The organism is Metabacillus mangrovi (assembly GCF_009711125.1).
Classification (GTDB): Bacteria; Bacillota; Bacilli; order Bacillales; family Bacillaceae; genus Metabacillus_B; species Metabacillus_B mangrovi.
In genome coordinates this window covers 695720-715202 of the sequence record NZ_WMIB01000001.1, presented here as the reverse complement: position 1 = coordinate 715202, position 19483 = coordinate 695720, and the positions used below count along the sequence as shown (strand labels likewise).

At 47.2% G+C, this 19483-nt stretch carries 22 protein-coding genes and 1 other annotated feature; of the genes, 19 read left to right on the top strand and 3 right to left on the bottom strand.

Annotation, left to right across the window (positions count from 1 at the left end):
- Nucleotides 1-5 precede the first annotated feature (5 nt).
- The 11 genes from GKZ89_RS03830 (at nucleotide 6) to GKZ89_RS03780 (ending at nucleotide 11347) form a co-directional block, all read left to right on the top strand.
- Entirely contained in the window at nucleotides 6-1061 is a 1056-nt protein-coding gene (locus GKZ89_RS03830) for an AI-2E family transporter (RefSeq protein WP_155111019.1), read from the top strand.
- 40 nt (nucleotides 1062-1101) lie between these two features.
- Nucleotides 1102-1310 (top strand) — a binding site (T-box leader).
- Nucleotides 1311-1394: 84 nt separating this feature from the next.
- Entirely contained in the window at nucleotides 1395-4031 is a 2637-nt protein-coding gene (gene alaS / locus GKZ89_RS03825; RefSeq protein ID WP_155111018.1) for an alanine--tRNA ligase, read from the top strand.
- A gap of 89 nt (nucleotides 4032-4120) precedes the next feature.
- Nucleotides 4121-4387: an IreB family regulatory phosphoprotein gene (locus GKZ89_RS03820; protein WP_155111017.1), complete on the top strand. Its 267-nt coding sequence runs from the start codon at nucleotides 4121-4123 to the stop codon at nucleotides 4385-4387.
- A 3-nt stretch (nucleotides 4388-4390) separates the two neighbouring features.
- The gene (gene ruvX, locus GKZ89_RS03815; protein WP_155111016.1) at nucleotides 4391-4807 is read left to right on the top strand and encodes a Holliday junction resolvase RuvX; all 417 of its coding nucleotides are present in this window, start codon (nucleotides 4391-4393) and stop codon (nucleotides 4805-4807) included.
- Between the two features lie 28 nt (nucleotides 4808-4835).
- The gene (locus GKZ89_RS03810) at nucleotides 4836-5123 is read left to right on the top strand and encodes a DUF1292 domain-containing protein (protein WP_155111015.1); all 288 of its coding nucleotides are present in this window, start codon (nucleotides 4836-4838) and stop codon (nucleotides 5121-5123) included.
- 252 nt (nucleotides 5124-5375) lie between these two features.
- A complete protein-coding gene (gene mltG / locus GKZ89_RS03805) occupies nucleotides 5376-6509 on the top strand; it encodes an endolytic transglycosylase MltG (RefSeq protein WP_155111014.1) in 1134 nt (377 codons plus the stop codon).
- Between the two features lie 259 nt (nucleotides 6510-6768).
- Nucleotides 6769-7380, top strand: coding sequence for an O-methyltransferase (locus tag GKZ89_RS03800; RefSeq protein ID WP_155111114.1), 612 nt, complete (start codon nucleotides 6769-6771; stop codon nucleotides 7378-7380).
- Between the two features lie 108 nt (nucleotides 7381-7488).
- On the top strand, nucleotides 7489-8124 hold the full coding sequence (gene udk, locus GKZ89_RS03795) for a uridine kinase (protein ID WP_155111013.1): 636 nt from the start codon (nucleotides 7489-7491) through the stop codon (nucleotides 8122-8124).
- 196 nt (nucleotides 8125-8320) lie between these two features.
- Nucleotides 8321-8797 carry a transcription elongation factor GreA gene (gene greA / locus GKZ89_RS03790; RefSeq protein WP_155111012.1) on the top strand — a complete coding sequence of 159 codons (477 nt, stop codon included), beginning with the start codon at nucleotides 8321-8323 and terminating at the stop codon, nucleotides 8795-8797.
- 49 nt (nucleotides 8798-8846) lie between these two features.
- On the top strand, nucleotides 8847-10598 hold the full coding sequence (locus GKZ89_RS03785; RefSeq protein ID WP_155111011.1) for a peptidoglycan D,D-transpeptidase FtsI family protein: 1752 nt from the start codon (nucleotides 8847-8849) through the stop codon (nucleotides 10596-10598).
- 110 nt (nucleotides 10599-10708) lie between these two features.
- Nucleotides 10709-11347, top strand: a complete 639-nt coding sequence (locus GKZ89_RS03780) for a DUF1510 family protein (protein ID WP_155111010.1) — start codon at nucleotides 10709-10711, stop codon at nucleotides 11345-11347.
- A 165-nt stretch (nucleotides 11348-11512) separates the two neighbouring features.
- On the opposite strand, the gene GKZ89_RS03775 is transcribed toward GKZ89_RS03780, so the two are convergent.
- Nucleotides 11513-11722: a DUF2536 family protein gene (locus GKZ89_RS03775; protein WP_155111009.1), complete on the bottom strand. Its 210-nt coding sequence runs from the start codon at nucleotides 11720-11722 to the stop codon at nucleotides 11513-11515.
- Nucleotides 11723-11908: 186 nt separating this feature from the next.
- Here GKZ89_RS03775 and GKZ89_RS03770 point away from each other — a divergent pair, with 186 nt between their 5' ends.
- From GKZ89_RS03770 to GKZ89_RS03745, 6 genes are all read left to right on the top strand, one after another.
- Nucleotides 11909-12550, top strand: a complete 642-nt coding sequence (locus GKZ89_RS03770) for a class I SAM-dependent methyltransferase (RefSeq protein ID WP_155111008.1) — start codon at nucleotides 11909-11911, stop codon at nucleotides 12548-12550.
- Nucleotides 12551-12568: 18 nt separating this feature from the next.
- Nucleotides 12569-13261, top strand: a complete 693-nt coding sequence (gene mtnN / locus GKZ89_RS03765) for a 5'-methylthioadenosine/S-adenosylhomocysteine nucleosidase (RefSeq protein WP_155111007.1) — start codon at nucleotides 12569-12571, stop codon at nucleotides 13259-13261.
- A gap of 32 nt (nucleotides 13262-13293) precedes the next feature.
- Nucleotides 13294-14217, top strand: coding sequence for a PLP-dependent cysteine synthase family protein (locus tag GKZ89_RS03760; protein WP_155111006.1), 924 nt, complete (start codon nucleotides 13294-13296; stop codon nucleotides 14215-14217).
- Nucleotides 14218-14219: 2 nt separating this feature from the next.
- Complete coding sequence (locus GKZ89_RS03755; RefSeq protein ID WP_155111005.1) at nucleotides 14220-15353, top strand: bifunctional cystathionine gamma-lyase/homocysteine desulfhydrase; 1134 nt, start codon at nucleotides 14220-14222, stop codon at nucleotides 15351-15353.
- Between the two features lie 76 nt (nucleotides 15354-15429).
- Nucleotides 15430-15654, top strand: a complete 225-nt coding sequence (locus tag GKZ89_RS03750) for a YrhC family protein (protein WP_155111004.1) — start codon at nucleotides 15430-15432, stop codon at nucleotides 15652-15654.
- A gap of 1198 nt (nucleotides 15655-16852) precedes the next feature.
- Nucleotides 16853-16981 (top strand): YrzI family small protein, encoded by a 129-nt coding sequence (locus GKZ89_RS03745; RefSeq protein WP_155111003.1) that lies wholly within the window; start codon nucleotides 16853-16855, stop codon nucleotides 16979-16981.
- 140 nt (nucleotides 16982-17121) lie between these two features.
- Here GKZ89_RS03745 and sigK read toward each other — a convergent pair whose 3' ends face one another.
- Complete coding sequence (gene sigK, locus GKZ89_RS03740) at nucleotides 17122-17847, bottom strand: RNA polymerase sporulation sigma factor SigK (protein WP_155111002.1); 726 nt, start codon at nucleotides 17845-17847, stop codon at nucleotides 17122-17124.
- A 175-nt stretch (nucleotides 17848-18022) separates the two neighbouring features.
- On the opposite strand from sigK, the gene GKZ89_RS03735 reads away from it, so the two are divergent.
- Nucleotides 18023-18757, top strand: a complete 735-nt coding sequence (locus GKZ89_RS03735) for an SGNH/GDSL hydrolase family protein (RefSeq protein WP_155111001.1) — start codon at nucleotides 18023-18025, stop codon at nucleotides 18755-18757.
- A gap of 97 nt (nucleotides 18758-18854) precedes the next feature.
- Entirely contained in the window at nucleotides 18855-19028 is a 174-nt protein-coding gene (locus GKZ89_RS03730) for a hypothetical protein (RefSeq protein WP_155111000.1), read from the top strand.
- A 129-nt stretch (nucleotides 19029-19157) separates the two neighbouring features.
- On the opposite strand, the gene sda is transcribed toward GKZ89_RS03730, so the two are convergent.
- Nucleotides 19158-19292, bottom strand: a complete 135-nt coding sequence (sda, locus tag GKZ89_RS03725) for a sporulation histidine kinase inhibitor Sda (protein ID WP_155111113.1) — start codon at nucleotides 19290-19292, stop codon at nucleotides 19158-19160.
- Nucleotides 19293-19483 lie beyond the last annotated feature (191 nt).

The following is a 19483-nucleotide window of genomic DNA, read 5'->3' as shown; positions in this document are numbered from 1 at the left end:
GCGCGATGAGAGAGAAGAAAATTTTGCTGAGGGCGGGGATTGTCCTGCTTTCCCTGCTGTCTTTGTATTTGTTTTTGAAGCTTAAGGTGGTTTGGAACCCTTTGTGGATGATGGTGCAGGCGATTGTGATTCCGTTTTTGATCGCGTCGTTTATTACGTATCTGCTGCATCCGATTGTGGAGAAGCTGCATGAGACGGGGCTTCCGCGCACACTTTCCATTCTTGTTATTTATTTGCTGTTTTTCGGGAGTTTGGGATATGGGTTTTACCGGGGGCTTCCGCTGCTGATCAACCAGCTGATGGAGCTGTCGGCGAATGCGCCGCGGATGGTTAAGCTGTATGAAGGCTGGCTGACGATGATCCGGGATCAGACCGATCATTGGCCGATGGGGCTGCATCACCGGGTGGAGGATCTGCTTGGTGAAGCGGAGCAGTGGCTTTCGGGGCTGATTGATCAGATTATTTTGTCGATCCGTTCGATCTTTGACAATGCGGTCATTTTAGCGCTGATTCCGTTTCTTGTTTTTTATATGCTGAAGGACATTGAGCTGCTGAAAAGAACGGCCTGGTACTTGACGCCGAAAAATTGGCGGAGAAGAGGGAAGGAGCTGATCCGGGATGCGGATGCGTCGCTCGGGAGCTACATCCGAGGTCAGTTTTTCGTCTGTGTCATCATCGGTCTGCTCGCTTTTCTTTCGTTATGGATCTTCGGGGTGAAATATCCGCTCGTCCTGGGCATCATCATTGCCGTGACCAACATCATCCCTTATTTCGGACCGGTGATCGGTGCGATTCCTGCTCTGATTCTTGCCGCAGCGATGTCAACGGAGACTGTGATCACCGTGGTGATTATCATCCTTGTGCTTCAATTCCTTGAGGGGAATGTCATCAGCCCGCTTATTGTCGGCCGCAGTCTGCATATGCATCCAATTGTGATCATGCTTGCTCTTGCAGCAGGCGGAGAGCTTGCGGGGATTTTCGGGCTGATCATCGCGGTACCGGTGACGGCCGTTTTAAGAGTTCTCGTTGAGCATGGTGTCCGGCTTCTGAAAGCCCATTGACACTGGCTCCTGCATTGACTATAATCACAGGTAGATAGAGCATGAAACGCTGACGGAAACGAGTATGTCACAGTCCATTTAAAGAGAGGATGCCCCCCGGCTGAAAGGGCACGCCAATGAAGGGTGACAGAACGCTATTCCCGAGTGCAGGCTAAAACCTGCCGTCCCTTGGCCGCGTTAAGGCTGAACGAAGTGATGGATGAAAATCCATAATCAGGGTGGTACCGCGAGCAAACTCTCGTCCCTGTGCAAATCCGCGGAGGATTTGTACAGGAACGGGAGTTTTTTGTTTTGCGGCAAGCCCGGGATACATATATGAAGGAGGAGAAACGGATGAAACATGTAACATCTGCTGAAGTACGCCAAATGTTCCTTGATTTTTTCAAAGAAAAAGGACATTCGGTTGAACCGAGCGCATCTCTTGTTCCGCACGAGGATCCTTCCCTGCTGTGGATCAACAGCGGAGTGGCGACGCTGAAAAAATATTTCGACGGCCGCGTGATTCCGGCTAATCCGAGAATCTGCAACGCACAGAAGTCCATCCGGACGAATGATATTGAAAATGTCGGAAAAACAGCCCGTCACCACACATTTTTTGAAATGCTCGGAAACTTTTCCATCGGTGAGTATTTTAAGGTGGAGGCCATTGAATGGGCTTGGGAATTCTTGACGGATGAAAAGTGGATCGGTTTTGATCCGGAAAAACTGTCAGTGACTATTCACCCTGAGGACAATGAAGCATTTGAAATCTGGACGTCTAAAGTGGGCGTTCCGGAAGAGAGAATCATCCGACTGGAAGGGAACTTCTGGGATATCGGAGAAGGCCCGAGCGGACCGAACACAGAAATCTTCTATGACCGGGGCGAAACGTACGGGAATGACCCTGAGGATCCGGAGCTTTACCCGGGCGGGGAAAACGAACGCTATCTTGAGGTCTGGAACCTTGTGTTCTCTGAATTCAATCATAATGCAGATAATACCTACACTCCGCTTCCGAAGAAAAACATCGATACGGGAATGGGCCTTGAGCGCATGTGCTCGGTCATTCAAAATGTTCCGACGAACTACGAGACAGACCTGTTTATGCCAATCATCGAGGCGACCGCTTCTATATCCGGTATGGAATACCATAGCAGCAAGGAAAAGGATGAAGCGTTCAAAGTCATCGCCGACCATATCCGGACAGTATCCTTCGCAGTAGGTGACGGAGCGCTCCCATCTAATGAAGGCCGCGGCTATGTACTCCGCCGACTGCTCCGCCGTGCTGTGCGCTATGCGAAAAAACTGGACATCAACCGTCCGTTTATGTACGAACTTGTACCGGTAGTTGGCGAGATTATGGAAGCCTTCTATCCGGAAGTGAAACAGAAAACAGAGTTCATCCAAAAAGTTATCAAAAATGAAGAAGAGCGATTCCACGAGACGCTGAACGATGGACTTGCCATTCTTTCCGATGTCGTTCAAAAACAAAGAAAAGCAGGCTCCAATGTCATTCCCGGTGCTGATGTTTTCCGCCTCTATGATACGTACGGCTTCCCGGTCGAACTGACAGAGGAATATGCGGAAGAGGAAGAGATGAAAATTGATGCGGAGGGCTTTGAAGCTGAAATGGAGCAGCAGCGTGAGCGGGCAAGATCCGCGCGCCAGGAAACAGGCTCCATGCAGGTTCAGGGAGGCATTCTCGGTGAAATCACGGTGGAGAGCACCTTCGCAGGTTATGACACGCTCCACACTGAAACAGAAATCGCTGTCCTCATTAAAGACGGGGAACTCGTTTCAGAAGCTTCAGAGGGCGACGAAGTCCAGTTCATTCTCGTTCAGACTCCTTTCTATGCTGAGAGCGGCGGGCAGATCGCCGATGAAGGAACGGTTTCAAACGAAACCTTTACGGCAAGCGTCCGGGACGTAAAGAAAGCACCGAACGGGCAAAATCTTCACCGTGCCGTCGTCGAAAAAGGAACCATCAAATCAGGGGAAACCGTAACAGCTGCCGTTGATCGCAAAGTAAGAGAAGGGATCGTTAAAAACCATACAGCGACCCATCTTTTGCATCAGGCTTTGAAGGATGTACTCGGCTCCCATGTCAACCAGGCAGGATCTCTTGTGACTGAAAACCGCCTGCGCTTTGATTTCTCCCATTTCGGGCAGATTACAGCAGATGAGCTGAAAGAGATCGAACAGCTTGTGAACGAAAAAATCTGGGCAGGCATCCACGTCGATATCGACCTGAAGCCGATTGAAGAAGCGAAAGCGATGGGCGCGATGGCACTCTTTGGCGAGAAATACGGAAAAGTTGTCCGGGTTGTCCAGATTGGCGATTACAGCCTTGAGCTCTGCGGCGGAATCCATGTTAAGAATACGTCTTCCATCGGCATCTTCAAGCTTGTATCAGAATTCGGTATCGGAGCGGGTACAAGACGGATCGAGGCCGTAACAGGTAAGGCTGCTTATGAAACGGTCAATGATCAGCTCTCCATTCTTGATGCAGCGGCAGGAAAGCTGAAAACCAATCCAAAGGATGTACCGGCAAGAATCGATGCGCTCGCAGCTGAAATCAAAGAACTGCAGCGGGAGAACGAGTCTCTCACTGCCAAGCTCGGCAATCTGGAAGCTTCCTCTCTCACCGATCAGGTGATGGATGTAGAAGGCATCAAACTTCTTTCAGCCAAAGTGAATGCGAAGGATATGAACAGTCTTCGCGGTATCCTGGATGATCTGAAAGGACAATTGGGATCAGCTGTCATCGTCCTTGGAGCTGTCAGCGGTGATAAAGTGAATATTGCTGCCGGTGTATCCAAAGACTTAATTGAACGGGGATTGCATGCCGGAAAGCTTGTTAAAGAAGTGGCAGAACGCTGCGGAGGCGGGGGCGGAGGCCGTCCTGACATGGCTCAGGCAGGCGGGAAAGACCCTGAAAAACTGGATTCTGCATTAAACTATGCACAGGATTGGGTTAAATCCGTTTTATAATTCTTATTTCTAGTGTAAAATGGTGATAAGAGTCAGGACGAGCACGTTCAGGTCTTCAGGCGCGTGAACATGAGAAAGAGGTGCAGAAAATGAGCTCATTTGATAAAACAATGAAATTCAACGTTTCAGATGATTCCGTTCAAGCTGATGTGAACGAAGTATTGTTTACCGTACATGATGCACTCAAAGAGAAGGGATACAATCCGATCAATCAGATTGTAGGGTATCTTCTTTCAGGAGATCCGGCTTACATTCCCCGCCACCGCGATGCAAGAAGTCTGATCAGAAAGCTTGAGAGGGACGAGCTGATCGAGGAGCTTGTTAAATCGTACCTGCAAAATAACCGCGAGGAGTAATGAATGCGAGTATTAGGGCTTGATTATGGAACGAAAACGATCGGAGTAGCAGTCAGCGATCATCTGGGCTGGACAGCCCAGGGACTTGAAACGGTCAAGATTAATGAAGAGGGCGGAGACTTCGGTCTGAACAGGCTCTCTGAAATCATCAAGACGGAAGAGGCGGACAAGATAGTCGTCGGTCTTCCGAAGAATATGAATGGAACAATTGGTCCGCGCGGCGAAGCGTGCCAGCGATTCGCTTCCCTTCTTGAAGAAACGTTTTCTTTGCCGGTCGTCCTGTGGGATGAACGGCTGACCACAATGGCAGCAGAGCGGATGCTCATCCAGGCCGACGTGAGCCGGAAGAAGCGCAAGAAGGTCATCGATAAAATGGCCGCTGTCATGATCCTTCAGGGATATCTTGACAGCCTTCGGTAACGGACATACTTATAACGAGGTGAAAAACATGGAACATGGTGAAAAACAAATTACAGTAGTAGACGAAAACGGAAATGAACAGCTTTGCGAAATTCTGTTCACTTTTGAATCAGATGAATTTAAAAAATCTTACGTGCTTTACTATCCAATCAGCAGTGAGGACCAGGATGAAGAGGATGTAGAAATCCACGCTTCAAGCTTCACTCCAAGTGAAAACGGAGAAGACGGAGAGCTCCAGCCGATCGAAACTGAAGAAGAATGGGATATGATCGAAGAAATGATGAACACGTTCTTCGATGATGAAGAAGAAAAATAAGAAAAAAGCCGGCAGCCGCCGGCTTTTTTTTGTGGTTTTTCATACCTGTTGATCTTGGAGGAAGGCGTAAGAACAGGCGGCAGCTGAGACTCCGCAGCTGTACAGCCAGGAGGAGGCTTACCACCTGCCAGGGGTAATGCCCGTCAGCAGCATTCAGCACAATGCAGCAAAATCTGTCAGGCAATAATTTTCAAGATGACGAATCGGGAAGAATTTTGTAGTATAATATACGGAAGTGAAAGGGGGAAAAGGATGAAACAAAAACCATCCATACATAAAAATTTACTGAAAAAACAGGAGGAAGCAAAATCAATCCGCAAGATTGTCCTTCGAATCGTGATTACAGCAGTGATCGTATTCGCAATTATTGCGGTTTCACTGATCGTATATATTCAAAACTCCTTAAGTCCGGTTGACTCATCGAATGAAAAGCAGGTGAAAATTTCGATCCCGCTCGGATCCTCAGTATCAGGAATTGCAGCTGAGCTGAAAAAAGAGGGACTGATTAAGGATGCAAGAGTCTTTAAATATTATGTGAAATTCAGAAATGAAACGGGCTTTCAGGCCGGGGACTATTTAATGAGCAAATCCATGACAATGGATGAAATGATCGGTTTGTTGAAGACCGGGAAAATGTCAGAGGATATTGCCATCCAGATCACGGTTCCGGAAGGCCATCAGCTGTCACAGATTGCTTCCAACATTGAAGAGAATACCGAATTTTCCAAAGAAGAAGTCATGAAAAGACTCCAGGATCCGGCGTTTATTCAAGCGATGAAAAAGAAATACCCGGAAACGGTAACAAATGAAATCGACAATAAAAAGGTGAAGTACAAGCTCGAAGGCTACCTGTATCCGGCAACTTATCCATTTGCCGATGAAAAGACAGCATTGGATACCATCCTTGAGAAAATGATCAGCCAGACAGATGCAGCCGTTAAACCGTATCTTCCGCAGCTTAAGGAAAAGAAATGGAGCGTCCATTATTTCCTGACCATGTCTTCTATAATTGAGGAAGAAGCGACCGGGCAGGTAGACAGGCAGATGATCTCCAGTGTGTTTTTCAATAGGCTGGAGACCAACATGCCGCTTCAAACGGACCCGACTGTGCTATATGCGCTTGGAGGACATAAAGACCGGGTACTTTATAAAGATCTGAAGGTAGATTCACCATACAACACATACAGAAACAAAGGAGTGCCGCCCGGACCGATTTCTAACAGCGGCACCGTATCGATGGAAGCTGCCCTGAAGCCTGACAACACGGACTTCCTGTATTTTCTGGCAGCCCCTGACGGAAAAGTGTATTACTCCAAAACATTGGATGAACACAACCGTCTGAAGGAAAAGCATATTACCGGGCCAAGAGAAAAGTCCGAACAATAATGTAAAATTGTCTGTCCTGAACGGATGTGGATCCTGCTGCTGCATGCAGCTGATCCGCATCCGTTCTTTTCAAGGCCTTCAGGATGTCTGGACAGCGTGAACTTTATTTTCATTCCTTCATTATTTATGCTAAAATATATCGAGCTATAAAGTATAGGCAGAATTTTTAAGACAAGAGTTCCCGGCAGAGAGCTCTTCTTTTTGCGCAAGGAGGATCATCTAATTGCTTGAACCAAAGCTTCATCAATACATCGAAAGCATGATTCCCGGGCGCTCCGCTTCCATTGAGGAAATGGAAACCTATGCCCGCGAACATGGGGTTCCCATAATGGAGCCAGCGGGAATGGAAGTACTGCTGCAATTTCTCCGGATTCATGCTCCCAAGCGTATCCTTGAAATCGGGGCTGCCATCGGCTATTCTGCGATCCGGATGGCAGAGGCTGTTCCACAGGCAGCTGTCGTAACCATCGAGCGTGATCAAGATAGGTACAGCGAGGCAGTAAAGCGGATTGAGCATCATGGACTAAGCGGCAGAATCAGCGTTCATTTTGGCGATGCGCTCGAGCTTGCTGATGCGGTCAGCAAAGAGGGACCTTACGATGCCCTTTTTATTGATGCAGCCAAAGGACAGTATCAGCGTTTCTTTGAACTATATGAACCGATGCTTTCAGAAGATGGAATCATCATTACTGATAACATTTTGTTTAAAGGCCTTGTTGCAGAGGAACAGGAGAACATTGAGAGCAAAAGAATCCGTACCCTTGTCCGAAAGATTGCCGGCTATAACAGCTGGCTTATGGAGCATGAAGGCTATGATACGTGTATGATCCCGGCGGGCGACGGCATCGCTGTCAGCAAAAAGAAAAAATAAAACCGGAAGGCTCCTCTGCCCCGGCAGAAGCGGGCCCATCCGATTCTGCCGGGGCAGGCCATCACCGGTTGATTTATCCATCTAGAGGCGGAAGGGGTTTACTGAAAAATGGTGAAAAAACCCGTTGTTATAGGGGTTGCCGGAGGGTCCGGCTCAGGAAAGACGAGCGTGACCAAGGCGATTTACGAGCATTTTAAAGGGCATTCGATCATGATGCTCGAACAGGATTATTACTATAAAGATCAAAGTCATCTTCCGTATGAAGAGAGGCTGAACACGAATTATGACCACCCTCTTGCCTTCGATAATGATCTGTTAATTGATCATCTGAAAAAGCTGCTTCATTATGAAGGGATCCAAAAGCCGGTATACGACTACAAAATCCATACCAGATCTGAAGAGGTTATTGAGATAGAACCGAAGGACGTCATCATACTGGAAGGGATCCTGATCCTTGAGGATGAGCGGCTCAGAGATTTGATGGATATAAAAATGTACGTAGATACAGATGCAGATATCCGCATTATCAGGAGGATCCTCAGAGACATCAAAGAGAGGGGCCGTTCCATAGATTCAGTCATCGAACAGTATGTTTCTGTTGTCAGGCCGATGCATAACCAATTTATCGAGCCGACAAAGCGCTATGCGGATATTATCATTCCGGAAGGCGGCCAGAATCATGTGGCGGTTGATTTAATGGTAACAAAAATTCAAACAATTCTTGAACAAAACGCTATTTTGTAATACCATAGCATAGATATAGAGCAGTGTGCCCATATTATGTATAGATTGTTAAAGGTTTCATAAAAAAGGCAGTCATAGCCGATTCCTGATATGAAAGGAAAGTGTGAGGGCATCCTGTCCTCGCTCTTGTCATATTAACAGGTCTAACATATAACGCTAATTTGGGGGACAGCTGATTCAGAAGGAGTGTGTGACGATGGCACAAGAGAAAGAATTTCCGATGACTAAAGAGGGAAAAGAGAAGCTGGAACAAGAACTGGAGTACATGAAAACGGTACGCCGCAAAGAAGTTGTAGAACGGATTAAAGTGGCGCGCAGCTTCGGCGACCTTTCAGAAAACTCCGAGTACGATTCTGCGAAGGAAGACCAGGCGTTTGTCGAGGGAAGGATTACAACCCTTGAAAATATGATCCGCAATGCAAAAATCATTGTTGAAGATGCTTCCAACTCCAACTCTGTAGCACTTGGAAGAACGGTAACGTTCCAGGAGCTCCCGGACGGAGAAGAAGAATCCTATACCATCGTTGGAAGCGCAGAAGCCGACCCGTTTGAAGGGAAAATTTCCAACGACTCTCCAATTGCAAAAAATCTGATCGGCCGCCAGGTAGGGGATGAAGTAACGGTTCAAACTCCAGGCGGTGAAATGCAGGTTAAAATTATAAGCATCAAGTAAGGTTAAATCCTGACCGCCCCGTCGAGAATGTTGACGAGGTGGTTTTTTTATGCGGAAAATCAGAAAAAGAATGGTTACAGTATGCATCGTCATCACAGCCGGGCTTCTGCTGCTTGCAGGAAGGCTTGCGGACCTGCAGCTGTTCAATACAGAACATTTCGGGCGCCATCATATTAATTTAATCGAAGAAAGCGTCCAGCAGCGGACACAGTCGGTCCTCATCAATAACGGAAGAGGCTCTATGCTTGACCGGAACGGGACGTCCCTCTCCGGCGGAGATGAGCCCTCTCTTGTTCTGTTTCCTTTTATCCGCGGGCTCGATTGGCCGGGAAAGGAAATCAGCAGGATCACCGGTATGTCCGAAGGTATCCTGATCTCTCTCGTATCACGGGCTGATGAACCGCTCATACTTGCCAAGAAAGACGGAGCCGAGCTGACGCCTAACGATCTGGATCAAATCAATTCCCTGAAGTTTCCCGGGATTTATGGAGTGATGGTTCAGACTTCTTCCGCAGAGCGGCCAGCACCTCACCTGACCGGCTTCACAGCCGAGATGCCTGAAGTAATGAAAACAAGATATCCTGAAAAAAAACTGCCGGTCAATACGAAAATCGGAGCCTCCGGTCTGCAAAAGGCTTTTGATGAATTCCTCCTTCCCGAATCAGAAACGAGGCTTCTCTACCATGTAGATGGAAACGGGAATCCGCTGTTTGGGGTGAATGTCAAATACATCGCTGACTCAAGCTCCCATTATCCGGTGCAGATCAAGACAACGATCGACGAAGAGAATCAGAGGGTGATGGAAGAGATCCTAAGCAGCTCACCGATTCAGAAAGGGGGAGCGGTGCTCCTGGATATCCAGTCAAATGGAATCCTTGCGATGGCGAGTAAACCGGAACTGGATCCGAACGGAGACGGTTCCGGCATGAAAAACTATATGCTGGAGAGCATGAAGCCGGGCTCTGTTTTTAAAATTGTGACGGCTGCCGCTGCAATTGAAAGCGGTCTGGATCATCCTTCAGCCCGCTATAACTGCGACTTGAATCCGTATGGAGCTCCGGAAGAGGACAGACAACTTGGCACCCTGGATTTTGATAAAAGCTTTTCCAGAAGCTGCAATTACACGTACAATATCTTATCCAATGAGCTGATCAAAAAAGATCCGGATTATCTGGAAAAAACAGCAGCGAATCTTGGTCTGCTCGAGCCGGCCGGCTGGTCCGGACCTGTCTTCCATTACAGTCTCTTTAAACAGCTTCCGGAAGAGAAAGGCGGAACGGTGTGGAAGGACGAACGGGATAAGGGCTCAAAAAAAGCAGTGGCTCAAGCTGCGATCGGCCAGAAGGATGTTCAGGCCACACCTCTTGCTATCGCAAATATGATGGCTTCCATTGCAAGGGGCGGAGAAAAAATGACAGTGAAGGCTGTAGAAGAAATACTCTATAAAAACGGTACGGTCATGTACCGGTTTCCAGATCAGGAGCAGCCAGGCCCTTCTATAGACCGCTACACGGTTCAAAAACTGCAGAAGCTGCTCAGGCTTGTGGTAGAAGATGAAAAGGGAACGGGCTCTAAATTCCGTTCGCTCCCTTTCCTCACAGCGGGCAAATCAGGTACAGCCGAGACGGGGAAGAAGGATGTTTCGGGGCAGAACCTGATCAATAAATGGTTTGCCGGCTACTTCCCATCTGATAATCCAAAATACGCTCTAGTCGTTTTGGATGCGGACACCGTTGCTTCAAGAGCTTCCGCCAATCAAGTATTCTATGACCTGGCCGCTGCAATCGGAAGCGGGTCATAAATGCATGCTGTGAGATGGGCAGGGAGAGAAGCCCGGCAATCAAAACTGGCTAGATTAGCAGTCCGATGATAGAATAAAGCTGAAGGTAAGTGGGAAAAGGAGTGGAGAATATGAATAGAACCCGCTATGGTAACCGTGATAAGCGCCGAAAAACGAATGTGGTTTTAAACGTGCTCATCGGGGTTGTCCTGATTCTGATTGTGGCGGTAGGCTCACAGCTTATTCTTGGCGGCGATAATAAGCAGCCCTCAAGCAGCAAGGTTTCCGAACAGCAGACTCAAAGCGCGGAAACAAGCAAAGAAGATGAGGAAGCTGCATCACAAAATGAAGACGAAAATAGCGATTCATCAAATACATCCGCCGGGGACAAGCCTGAGGAAGAACCAAAGCCTGAGGAAGAGCCGCCTGCAGATCAGAAAAAAGAAGAAGAGCAAAAAAAGAATGAGAACGAAGAGAACGCCGATCCGACAGGTGAAGGAAAATGGGAGCCTGTTGGAACAGAACAGAGCGGTGAGCATACAGCTGTCTACGATAAAGGCTCTACAGACTGGAAGGAAATGACGAGAGCGCTAAGTACAGCCACCGGAATCCCGGAAAATAATATGACGATCTGGTTCCTCGGGAATAACGGTTCACCAAATGATGCAAAAGGAACCGTATCTGCAAAGAACTCGGGAGAAAAATATGAGGTGACGATGACTTTCGTGGAGAACGAAGGCTGGAAGCCGCTTACTGTGACAAAAAAGTAATCTGATACGTAAAAAAGGGAAACGCACAAACGGCGTCTCCCTTTTTTGTTGTAAAGACGAAGAGGGCTGCGGTTCTCCTGCATGGAAGCGGCATACAGGTCCGTTAAGACCGGATCATAGAAGATGCTGCTTTTTAAGAGTGAAGCTCTGTCAAGTTCGGGAAAACTACTGCAATTTTGCCTTGAAATGCACAACTGCGCTGTAAAATCTCCGGCCGTCTTCCATCACATGCATTTGATGGGAAACGGAATGAACCTCCATCATAATGGCTTTATTGTGATCGATTTGTTCTGAAATTTTTGCTTCGAGCTCTTTCAAAGAGGTGTTTTCAAAAAATTCGACTTTATCTTTCAGGTAATCAAGCTTGAAATCCATCTTTGTTCTCCTCCTGCTTTTCCTTTTCATATTGTACCAGAAAGCCTGCTGCAGCGGGCTATGGAAAACATTTCTGTTGTTGGCTCCTGTCTTTTATGATAATCTTTGAACAGTTGCTGTAATTAAATCATAGTATACTCATAGGAATTGTTTATTTTATACGTGAGACGAAATGGAGAGGACATTATGGGCAGAGAATTTTTAGAGTTGTTCGAGGGCTGGGCATCCGATTACGATTCAACCGTCAGCGGCCATGACTTGGAATACAAAGAAGTTTTTCAGGATTATGAAAAGATCCTCAAAGAAGTAGCGGGGAGAGCCGGTCAGAACGTCATTGAATTCGGGGTGGGCACAGGCAACCTGACCGCCGTTCTCCTTCATGCAGGAAAAAAAGTATACGGAATTGAACCGTCTGGAGCAATGAGGCAGAAAGCTGCCGAGAAGCTGCCGGACGCAGAGCTTCATAATGGAGACTTCCTCGAGTTTCCCAAACCGGCTTTTCCTATTGACGCGATTGTAAGTACGTATGCTTTTCATCACCTGACAGACGAAGAAAAAGATCAAGCTGTCGGTGTTTATGGAACGATGCTTGCCAAAGGTGGTAAAATAGTTTTTGCCGATACTGTCTTCAAGGACCGTGACGCGTATCAGGCGAAGATCAGGGAAGCACGGAGCAGACAGTTTATAAGTTTGGCCCGGGACCTTGAGACCGAATATTACACCACACACGCTGTCATGCGTTCACTATTCAGCAAGCATGGATTTGCTGTCTCATTCAGTCAGATGAATCCTTTTGTATGGATTATGGAAGCCGTTAAACAGCAGTAAAGAAAGAGGGAAATGACATTGAAAATAGCGATAATCGGAGCAATGGAAGAAGAAGTAAACATTTTAAGGGAAAAGCTTGAGAACCGCAGCACTTCTGTGATCGCCGGAAGTGAATTTACAGAAGGACTATACGAAGGAAAAGAAATTGTTTTGCTGAAGTCGGGAATCGGAAAAGTAAATGCAGCCTTGAGTACGGCCATTCTCCTCGACCGCTTTCAGCCTGACAGCGTCATTAATACCGGTTCCGCAGGAGGGTTTCATCATTCATTGAACGTAGGGGACGTCGTCGTTTCTTCCGAGGTGCGCCATCATGATGTAGATGTGACCGCTTTCGGCTACGAATACGGTCAAGTACCGGGGCTGCCGGCTGCTTATAAACCGGACGCACGTCTGCTTGAAGTGGCAGAAGAGCAGGCAAAAGGGATTGAAGGCATCCAGGCAGTAACCGGTATGATCGCAACAGGTGACTCTTTCATGAATGATCCTGAGCGTGTCGCTTATATCCGGACAAAATTTGAAAATCTGTACGCGGTGGAAATGGAGGCAGCTGCAATTGCCCAAGTCTGCCATCAGTTTGAGGTGCCATTTGTCATCATCCGTGCTCTGTCCGATATCGCCGGGAAGGAATCAGATGTTTCCTTCGATCAATTCCTGGAAACAGCCGGACTGCACTCAGCAGAACACGTTCTTCGGATCGTAAGGCATTTATAACCAGCCCCGCCAGCTGAAAGAGAAGGTGCACGATGAAAACAGTAAAAGGAATTCACGAATTAATTGGAGAGACTCCAGTCATGGAACTGCAGCAGTTTTCGCTTTCAAACGGCACAAAGCTGTTCGCGAAGCTTGAATTTTATAATCCCGGCGGAAGCATTAAAGACCGGCTGGGGAAAGAACTGATCGAAGATGCGCTGAGAACAGGTAAAGTAAAAAAAGGCGGCACCATCATTGAACCCACGGCAGGCAACACGGGAATCGGACTGGCCCTCGCAGCACTCCGCGAGGACTTGAAGGTCATTTTCTGTGTCCCGGAAAAATTCAGCATGGAAAAACAGGAGATCATGAAAGCGCTCGGAGCAAACGTCATTCATACGCCGACGAGTCTTGGGATGAAGGGTGCTATCGAGAAAGCGGCGGAGCTTGAAGCAGAGATCCCTGGCTCTTATTGCCCCCAGCAGTTTGGAAACCCTGCAAATCCCCGTACTTATTATAAGTCGCTTGCACCTGAGCTGTGGGAACAGCTTCAGGGAAAAATCGATGTTTTCGTTGCCGGCGCGGGAAGCGGCGGGACGTTTATAGGCACTGCCAGATATTTAAAGGAAAAGAATCCTGACATTAAAACATGTATTGTGGAGCCCGAAGGCTCTGTCCTTAACGGCGGTGAGCCGGGTCCTCATAAAACAGAAGGGATCGGCATGGAATTTCTGCCTGAGTACATGGACCGGGAGCTTTTTGATGCCATCCACACAATTTCTGATGAAGATGCGTTCAAACGTGTAGCTGAGCTTGCCGTAAAAGAAGGGGTATTAGCCGGGAGTTCATCAGGCGCAGCTCTTCATGCAGCCATTCTCGAGGCAGAAAAAGCTCCACCCGGCAGCATCATCGCAACGATTTTTCCTGACAGCAGTGAACGGTACTTAAGCAAGAGAATTTATGAAGGAGGCATATAGGAATGAAAAAACTGACTCAGATGATCCACGGAGGCATTACCGGAGACGCACAGACAGGTGCAGTAAATGTACCGGTATATCAGGTCAGCACCTATAAGCAGGATAAAGTCGGTGAGCATAAAGGCTTTGAGTACTCCAGAACCGGAAATCCAACGAGACATGCGCTCGAGGAGCTGATAAAAGATTTGGAAGGCGGGCACGCCGGCTTTGCTTTCGGTTCCGGAATGGCTGCTATTTCTGCAGTCATGATGCTATTCAGCAGCGGGGACCACGTGATCATGACAGATGACGTATACGGCGGCACATACCGCGTGATGACAAAGGTCTTGAACAGATTGGGAATCGAGTCTGACTTTGTGGATACAAGCAGCCTGCAAAATATCAAAGATGCCATCAAGCCGAATACAAAAGCGCTGTATCTTGAAACACCGACCAACCCGCTTCTGAAGATCACGGATATTGAAGCATCTGCTGCTCTTGCAAAGGAAAAAGGTCTGCTTACAATCGTGGATAATACGTTCAGCACACCATACTGGCAGACTCCGATCACACAGGGCGCGGATATCGTGCTGCACAGCGCAACAAAATACATCGGCGGCCACAGTGATGTAGTAGCGGGTCTGGTAGCGGTAAACAGCTCTGAGCTTGCCGAAGAGCTTCATTTTGTGCAGAACTCCACCGGCGGCATTCTCGGTCCGCAGGATTCCTGGCTGTTGATCCGCGGAGTAAAAACACTTGGCCTGCGCATGGAGGCGACTGAACGGAACACAGAAAAAATTGTGGCTTTCCTGAATGAGCATCCTGCTGTATCGAAAATTTATTACCCGGGCCTTGAAGAGCATCCGAACCACGAGATTGCGAGAAAACAATCCGGCGGCTTCGGAGGGATGGTCTCCTTTGACGTAGGAAGCCAGGAAAAAGCAGATGAAGTACTTGGCAAGCTTAAATACTTCACACTCGCTGAAAGCCTTGGTGCAGTGGAAAGTCTCATTTCCGTTCCTGCCAGGATGACGCATGCTTCCATTCCTCCTGAGCGGAGAAAAGAACTTGGCATTACAGACGGACTGATCCGGATTTCAGTCGGAATCGAGGACGCAGAGGATTTAATCGAAGATCTCCGCACAGCTCTTTCCTGATTTTACAAGCCATCCGGACTGTAAGAATATGTTACGATGAAACAGATGACATATTCTATTCCGGCAGGTGATTGGATTGAAAAAGCATTGGAACGAACTTGTAATCGATTTTAAAAACTACGCGATCGTCCTGCTCGCACTCGGGACATTTTTCTATATTGGTATTTTTGTTTCTTCCGAACACCCGTCAGGCCAACCCGGCATGCTGGGAGCATCCGGAATGATGCTCTTAGCAGCAATGATCTGTTTTAAAGTATCACTCGTTTATAAAAAGAAGCTGCAGGAAGACACTGAGCAATAAATTCCGCAGATTACCCTAAAACCCCCGCCATGCTTCAACGAGCATGGCGGGGGTTTTTTTTGAATAGACCTAGATTGATTGAAGCGGAAGGCGTGAGACATTAAGCTTGCAGCGAAACAGGTAAGCCCTGGAGTTCGCGAAGCAAAGAGAAGAGAAGCCTAACCATCCCTTAATGAGAGAAAGCCTGTACCGGAAATTAATAGTCAAGTTTAACTCAGCTTTTAATAAAGCAAAGTAAAAGAACAACCCTAAATCCTCACACCTGTTGATTGGAGTGGAAGGCGTGAGACTCCAGCGGGAGCAGCGGGACAGGTGAGACCCCGCAATCGTGAAGCGATGAGGAGGCTCACCGCCCGCCCCGCGGAAAGCGAACGCTTGCAGCGGAAATCGACAGCAAATTTAAAAGAGCTTTTAATCAGGCAAAGTAATTGATCGAGGTCTAAATCTTTGCCCCTGTTAATTAGAGCGGAAGCCATGAGACTTTGAGCTTGAAAGCATAGGAACACGCAAGGAGAAGATGAGACTCACCACCGTCCCTGGATAAGCAAGCGCTTCTACCGGAATAAACAGCAAAGTTGAACGAAGCTCCTAATAAAGCAAAGTAAAAGAACAACGCAAAATCCTCACACCTGTTGATTGGAGTGGAAGGCGTGAGACTCCGAGCTGAGAGCAGCGGGACAGGTGAGACCCCGCAATCGCGAAGCGATGAGGAGGCTCACCGCCCGCCCCGCGGAAAGCGAACGCCTGCAACGGAAATCAACAGCAATTTTAAAAAGTGCTTTCATCAAGTGGCGAATAATAAATACAGATGTTTGTCTCCAGATTTCTAAGCATCCGTAGGACAGCCAATACCAAAATGCCCATTTTCAAAAAGATAAAGGAAATCCGTTTACATTTTTGGTAACTGTGGATATAATTGCCACATAAACAAAATTGGAAAAAAGGAGGCCGGTTAAAATGATGAGATATTCTGCTGAAAGAGAACTCAAACAGTTTAATAAAGCAAACCCTTACAATTGGCCGGCTGTTCTTTAGCGACGTATGTCCTTTTCTATACTTGGAATATACGCCTCAGGCTGAGCGGTTTGCTTGCCTGGGGCGTTTTATATCTTGCTGAAGACGCCCGGGGCAGGACCTGCGGCGTTTTTTTTGCAGCGTTTTGAGCCCCGGCGCCTCGCCTTTAAGGAGGTGATAACGGATGACCATTCATTTACTATTTGTGACAGTAACGTTTAAGCGCAATCACAAAACGAAAGCGGAAGCGAACTATGACCATCAAGTCAAAAACTTGATGGATGACTTGAAAAACCGCCATTTGATGCTTTAAGGGAAAATCATAACAATAAGAAAGGAGCGGGTATTATGTTCAGGAGTGCATGGATGAATTATCTAACAGTGGAGAAGGATAGCGGCTAGTTTTAAAAAAAATAAATGGAAAGAAAAAGAGAAGATAAGGGCTGCTGCTCCCTATCTTCTCTTTTTTTTGCTGTTTTTTTCCTTTTCAGCACGGTAAAACTCATGGAACATTTTCATGAGGGCCCTCTTTTCAATTCTGGAAACATAGCTTCTGGAAATGCCCAGCTCCTTGGCGATTTCACGCTGTGTTTTCTCCTTTTGCAAATCGAGCCCGAATCTGCCCGTAATGACTTCTTTTTCCCGCTCATCGAGGACGCCGATAAACTGCTTTACTTTCTCAAGCTCCATATTCAGCTGGATGGTATCAATTACATCCTCGCTCTCGGATTTCAGAACATCGATCAGCGAGATCTCGTTCCCTTCTTTATCCTGGCCAATCGGATCATGAAGCGAGACATCTTTTTTCGTTTTCTTCAGGGCGCGCAAATGCATCAGAATTTCATTTTCAATACACCGGGCAGCGTATGTTGCGAGCTTTGTGCCCTTTCCCTGGGAGTAGCTTTCAATCGCCTTGATAAGACCGATCGTCCCGATGGAGATCAGATCTTCTGCGTCTTCTCCCGTGTTTTCGAACTTCTTGACGATATGGGCCACCAGCCTGAGATTATGTTCGATCAGGAGGTTCCTGGCATGTTCATCTCCCTCTGCCATCAGCTGCAGGTACTTTTTTTCATCACTTGAAGATAGCGGCTGCGGAAAAGCATTGTTCTTTACATAGCTAACAAGGAAGATCATTTCCCTCATCACGTATGCAAGCGCCGTAAATATTCCGGACATGTGAGCACCCCCGAGGTCTGTATGTAGGCAATTGCCTATTAGTTATGTGTATGTGGGGTGCAGCTTGCCTGTGTCAGTTTAGACAGATAAAGTTCCAAATCGGGTGGCTTTTGCCGGATAAATGCAGACCACAGTTGAAACGCGAAGAATTCTATATTATAGTGATGTATAGCTTATGGAGGTGCACGCGGTGAGGAAGCTTTTCGTCATACTTTGTCTCCTTGCGGCTGCGGGATGCGGACCGAATAATGAGTACAGCGCAGTTGCATTTGGAGACAGCAATACAAGAGGGGCTAATTTTCCGCTCAGAGATTACCCCGAGAACGAAAAATGGGTGAACTTGCTCAACCTATCACAGCAAGGAAAAGTGAACGTCTACAATGCCGGAATCGGGGGAGAAACGACCGAGGATGGAAGAAAACGGTTTAAACAGGATGTGCTTGACAGAAATCCGAAAACGGTTTTTATCATGTTTGGCACAAACGATGCCGTTGTTCTGCAAAATGGCAAGCCAAGGGTTTCAAAAGCCCGCTTTAAATCAAATCTCCTGTATTTTATAGATGAAATCGAAAAAAAGGGCGGTCAGCCAGTGCTGATCACCTGTCTGCCGATTATAGAAGGAAACGGGCAGGATAAGCTCTACTATTCAAGATATGAAAGAATCTACTATGATGCAGGCAGGGGAGCAAGGAACTGGCACAATTCCTACAACGACATCGTAAGGAGCATTGCGTCAAGCGAGGATGTCCGCCTGATCGATCATTGGGAAAACATGGTGAAGGAAGCAGGGGGCAGCACGGATTCTGATTTGATGGCCTCCGGTCTTATCGATCCTTCAGGAAACCACATGACTCCAAAAGGGGCGCGTATCCTGTATGAGTCAATTTCGGAAAGCAAAATTCTGAAATAGCGGGATAAATTCCACGGATAATTGGAATAAATGCCTATACTTTCTTGAAGAAGTGTACATACACTGCATGTAAACAGCCTGGAAGGAGGTCGTTTACATGTCTGCAGGTTATTATCCGTGCAGTCCCGGCTGCGGACCGCAGCCTTATCCCTATCCATATATCCCGCCGGCAGCAGGGTACGGATTCTGGTATGCATTCGTGATCGTCGTTTTTATTCTGCTTTTGATTTTTGGAGGATACTATTGGTATTGCGGCGGTTTCTGGAATTGAAGCACCTCACAGGCCGGGGTGTTTTTTTCTTGGCCTGGTAGAGCGGCAGGCTTCAGCATGGTATAATAGCATGCATTCATGATTGACGCCGGCATTTTAAAGGGTATAGCTTATTAGCGGCTGGCCGGCTTAGCCTCTGATTACATGATTCAGTGAACGGCGTTTAATTTCACATTCGATCAGAACGATAAAATCCTGGCTTAGTTTAAGCTCTGTAGCTTTGTAGTATGATTCAATCAGCAGTTCATCCGATAATTTGCGCATACTGTCCGGCCAAATAATTGGCGGTTCACCTCCTGTAAACGGTTCTTTTTGCTTTTGGATCAGCATATACTATCCGGTTCAGACTTTAATTGCTTTTAATCTAACACGAATTGAAAAACGGAACAATCGTTCTGTTATCCACAATAAAAAGTGGATAACCTGTTAATACTTTGTTTATAAATGGAATTTAT

What these genes read in the sequence shown, in the direction of transcription:
- GKZ89_RS03785 (WP_155111011.1), top strand. Translation starts at nt 8,847, where the DNA reads ATGCGGAAAATCAGAAAAAGAATGGTTACAGTATGCATCGTCATCACA.
- GKZ89_RS03745 (WP_155111003.1), top strand. Translation starts at nt 16,853, where the DNA reads ATGACCATTCATTTACTATTTGTGACAGTAACGTTTAAGCGCAATCAC.
- GKZ89_RS03755 (WP_155111005.1), top strand. Translation starts at nt 14,220, where the DNA reads ATGAAAAAACTGACTCAGATGATCCACGGAGGCATTACCGGAGACGCA.
- ruvX (WP_155111016.1), top strand. Translation starts at nt 4,391, where the DNA reads ATGCGAGTATTAGGGCTTGATTATGGAACGAAAACGATCGGAGTAGCA.
- alaS (WP_155111018.1), top strand. Translation starts at nt 1,395, where the DNA reads ATGAAACATGTAACATCTGCTGAAGTACGCCAAATGTTCCTTGATTTT.
- sda (WP_155111113.1), bottom strand. Translation starts at nt 19,292, where the DNA reads ATGCGCAAATTATCGGATGAACTGCTGATTGAATCATACTACAAAGCT.
- GKZ89_RS03760 (WP_155111006.1), top strand. Translation starts at nt 13,294, where the DNA reads ATGAAAACAGTAAAAGGAATTCACGAATTAATTGGAGAGACTCCAGTC.
- GKZ89_RS03830 (WP_155111019.1), top strand. Translation starts at nt 6, where the DNA reads ATGAGAGAGAAGAAAATTTTGCTGAGGGCGGGGATTGTCCTGCTTTCC.
- mltG (WP_155111014.1), top strand. Translation starts at nt 5,376, where the DNA reads ATGAAACAAAAACCATCCATACATAAAAATTTACTGAAAAAACAGGAG.
- sigK (WP_155111002.1), bottom strand. Translation starts at nt 17,847, where the DNA reads ATGTCCGGAATATTTACGGCGCTTGCATACGTGATGAGGGAAATGATC.
- udk (WP_155111013.1), top strand. Translation starts at nt 7,489, where the DNA reads ATGGTGAAAAAACCCGTTGTTATAGGGGTTGCCGGAGGGTCCGGCTCA.
- GKZ89_RS03730 (WP_155111000.1), top strand. Translation starts at nt 18,855, where the DNA reads ATGTCTGCAGGTTATTATCCGTGCAGTCCCGGCTGCGGACCGCAGCCT.
- GKZ89_RS03775 (WP_155111009.1), bottom strand. Translation starts at nt 11,722, where the DNA reads ATGGATTTCAAGCTTGATTACCTGAAAGATAAAGTCGAATTTTTTGAA.
- GKZ89_RS03810 (WP_155111015.1), top strand. Translation starts at nt 4,836, where the DNA reads ATGGAACATGGTGAAAAACAAATTACAGTAGTAGACGAAAACGGAAAT.
- GKZ89_RS03770 (WP_155111008.1), top strand. Translation starts at nt 11,909, where the DNA reads ATGGGCAGAGAATTTTTAGAGTTGTTCGAGGGCTGGGCATCCGATTAC.
- GKZ89_RS03820 (WP_155111017.1), top strand. Translation starts at nt 4,121, where the DNA reads ATGAGCTCATTTGATAAAACAATGAAATTCAACGTTTCAGATGATTCC.
- GKZ89_RS03780 (WP_155111010.1), top strand. Translation starts at nt 10,709, where the DNA reads ATGAATAGAACCCGCTATGGTAACCGTGATAAGCGCCGAAAAACGAAT.
- greA (WP_155111012.1), top strand. Translation starts at nt 8,321, where the DNA reads ATGGCACAAGAGAAAGAATTTCCGATGACTAAAGAGGGAAAAGAGAAG.
- GKZ89_RS03735 (WP_155111001.1), top strand. Translation starts at nt 18,023, where the DNA reads ATGGAGGTGCACGCGGTGAGGAAGCTTTTCGTCATACTTTGTCTCCTT.
- GKZ89_RS03800 (WP_155111114.1), top strand. Translation starts at nt 6,769, where the DNA reads ATGATTCCCGGGCGCTCCGCTTCCATTGAGGAAATGGAAACCTATGCC.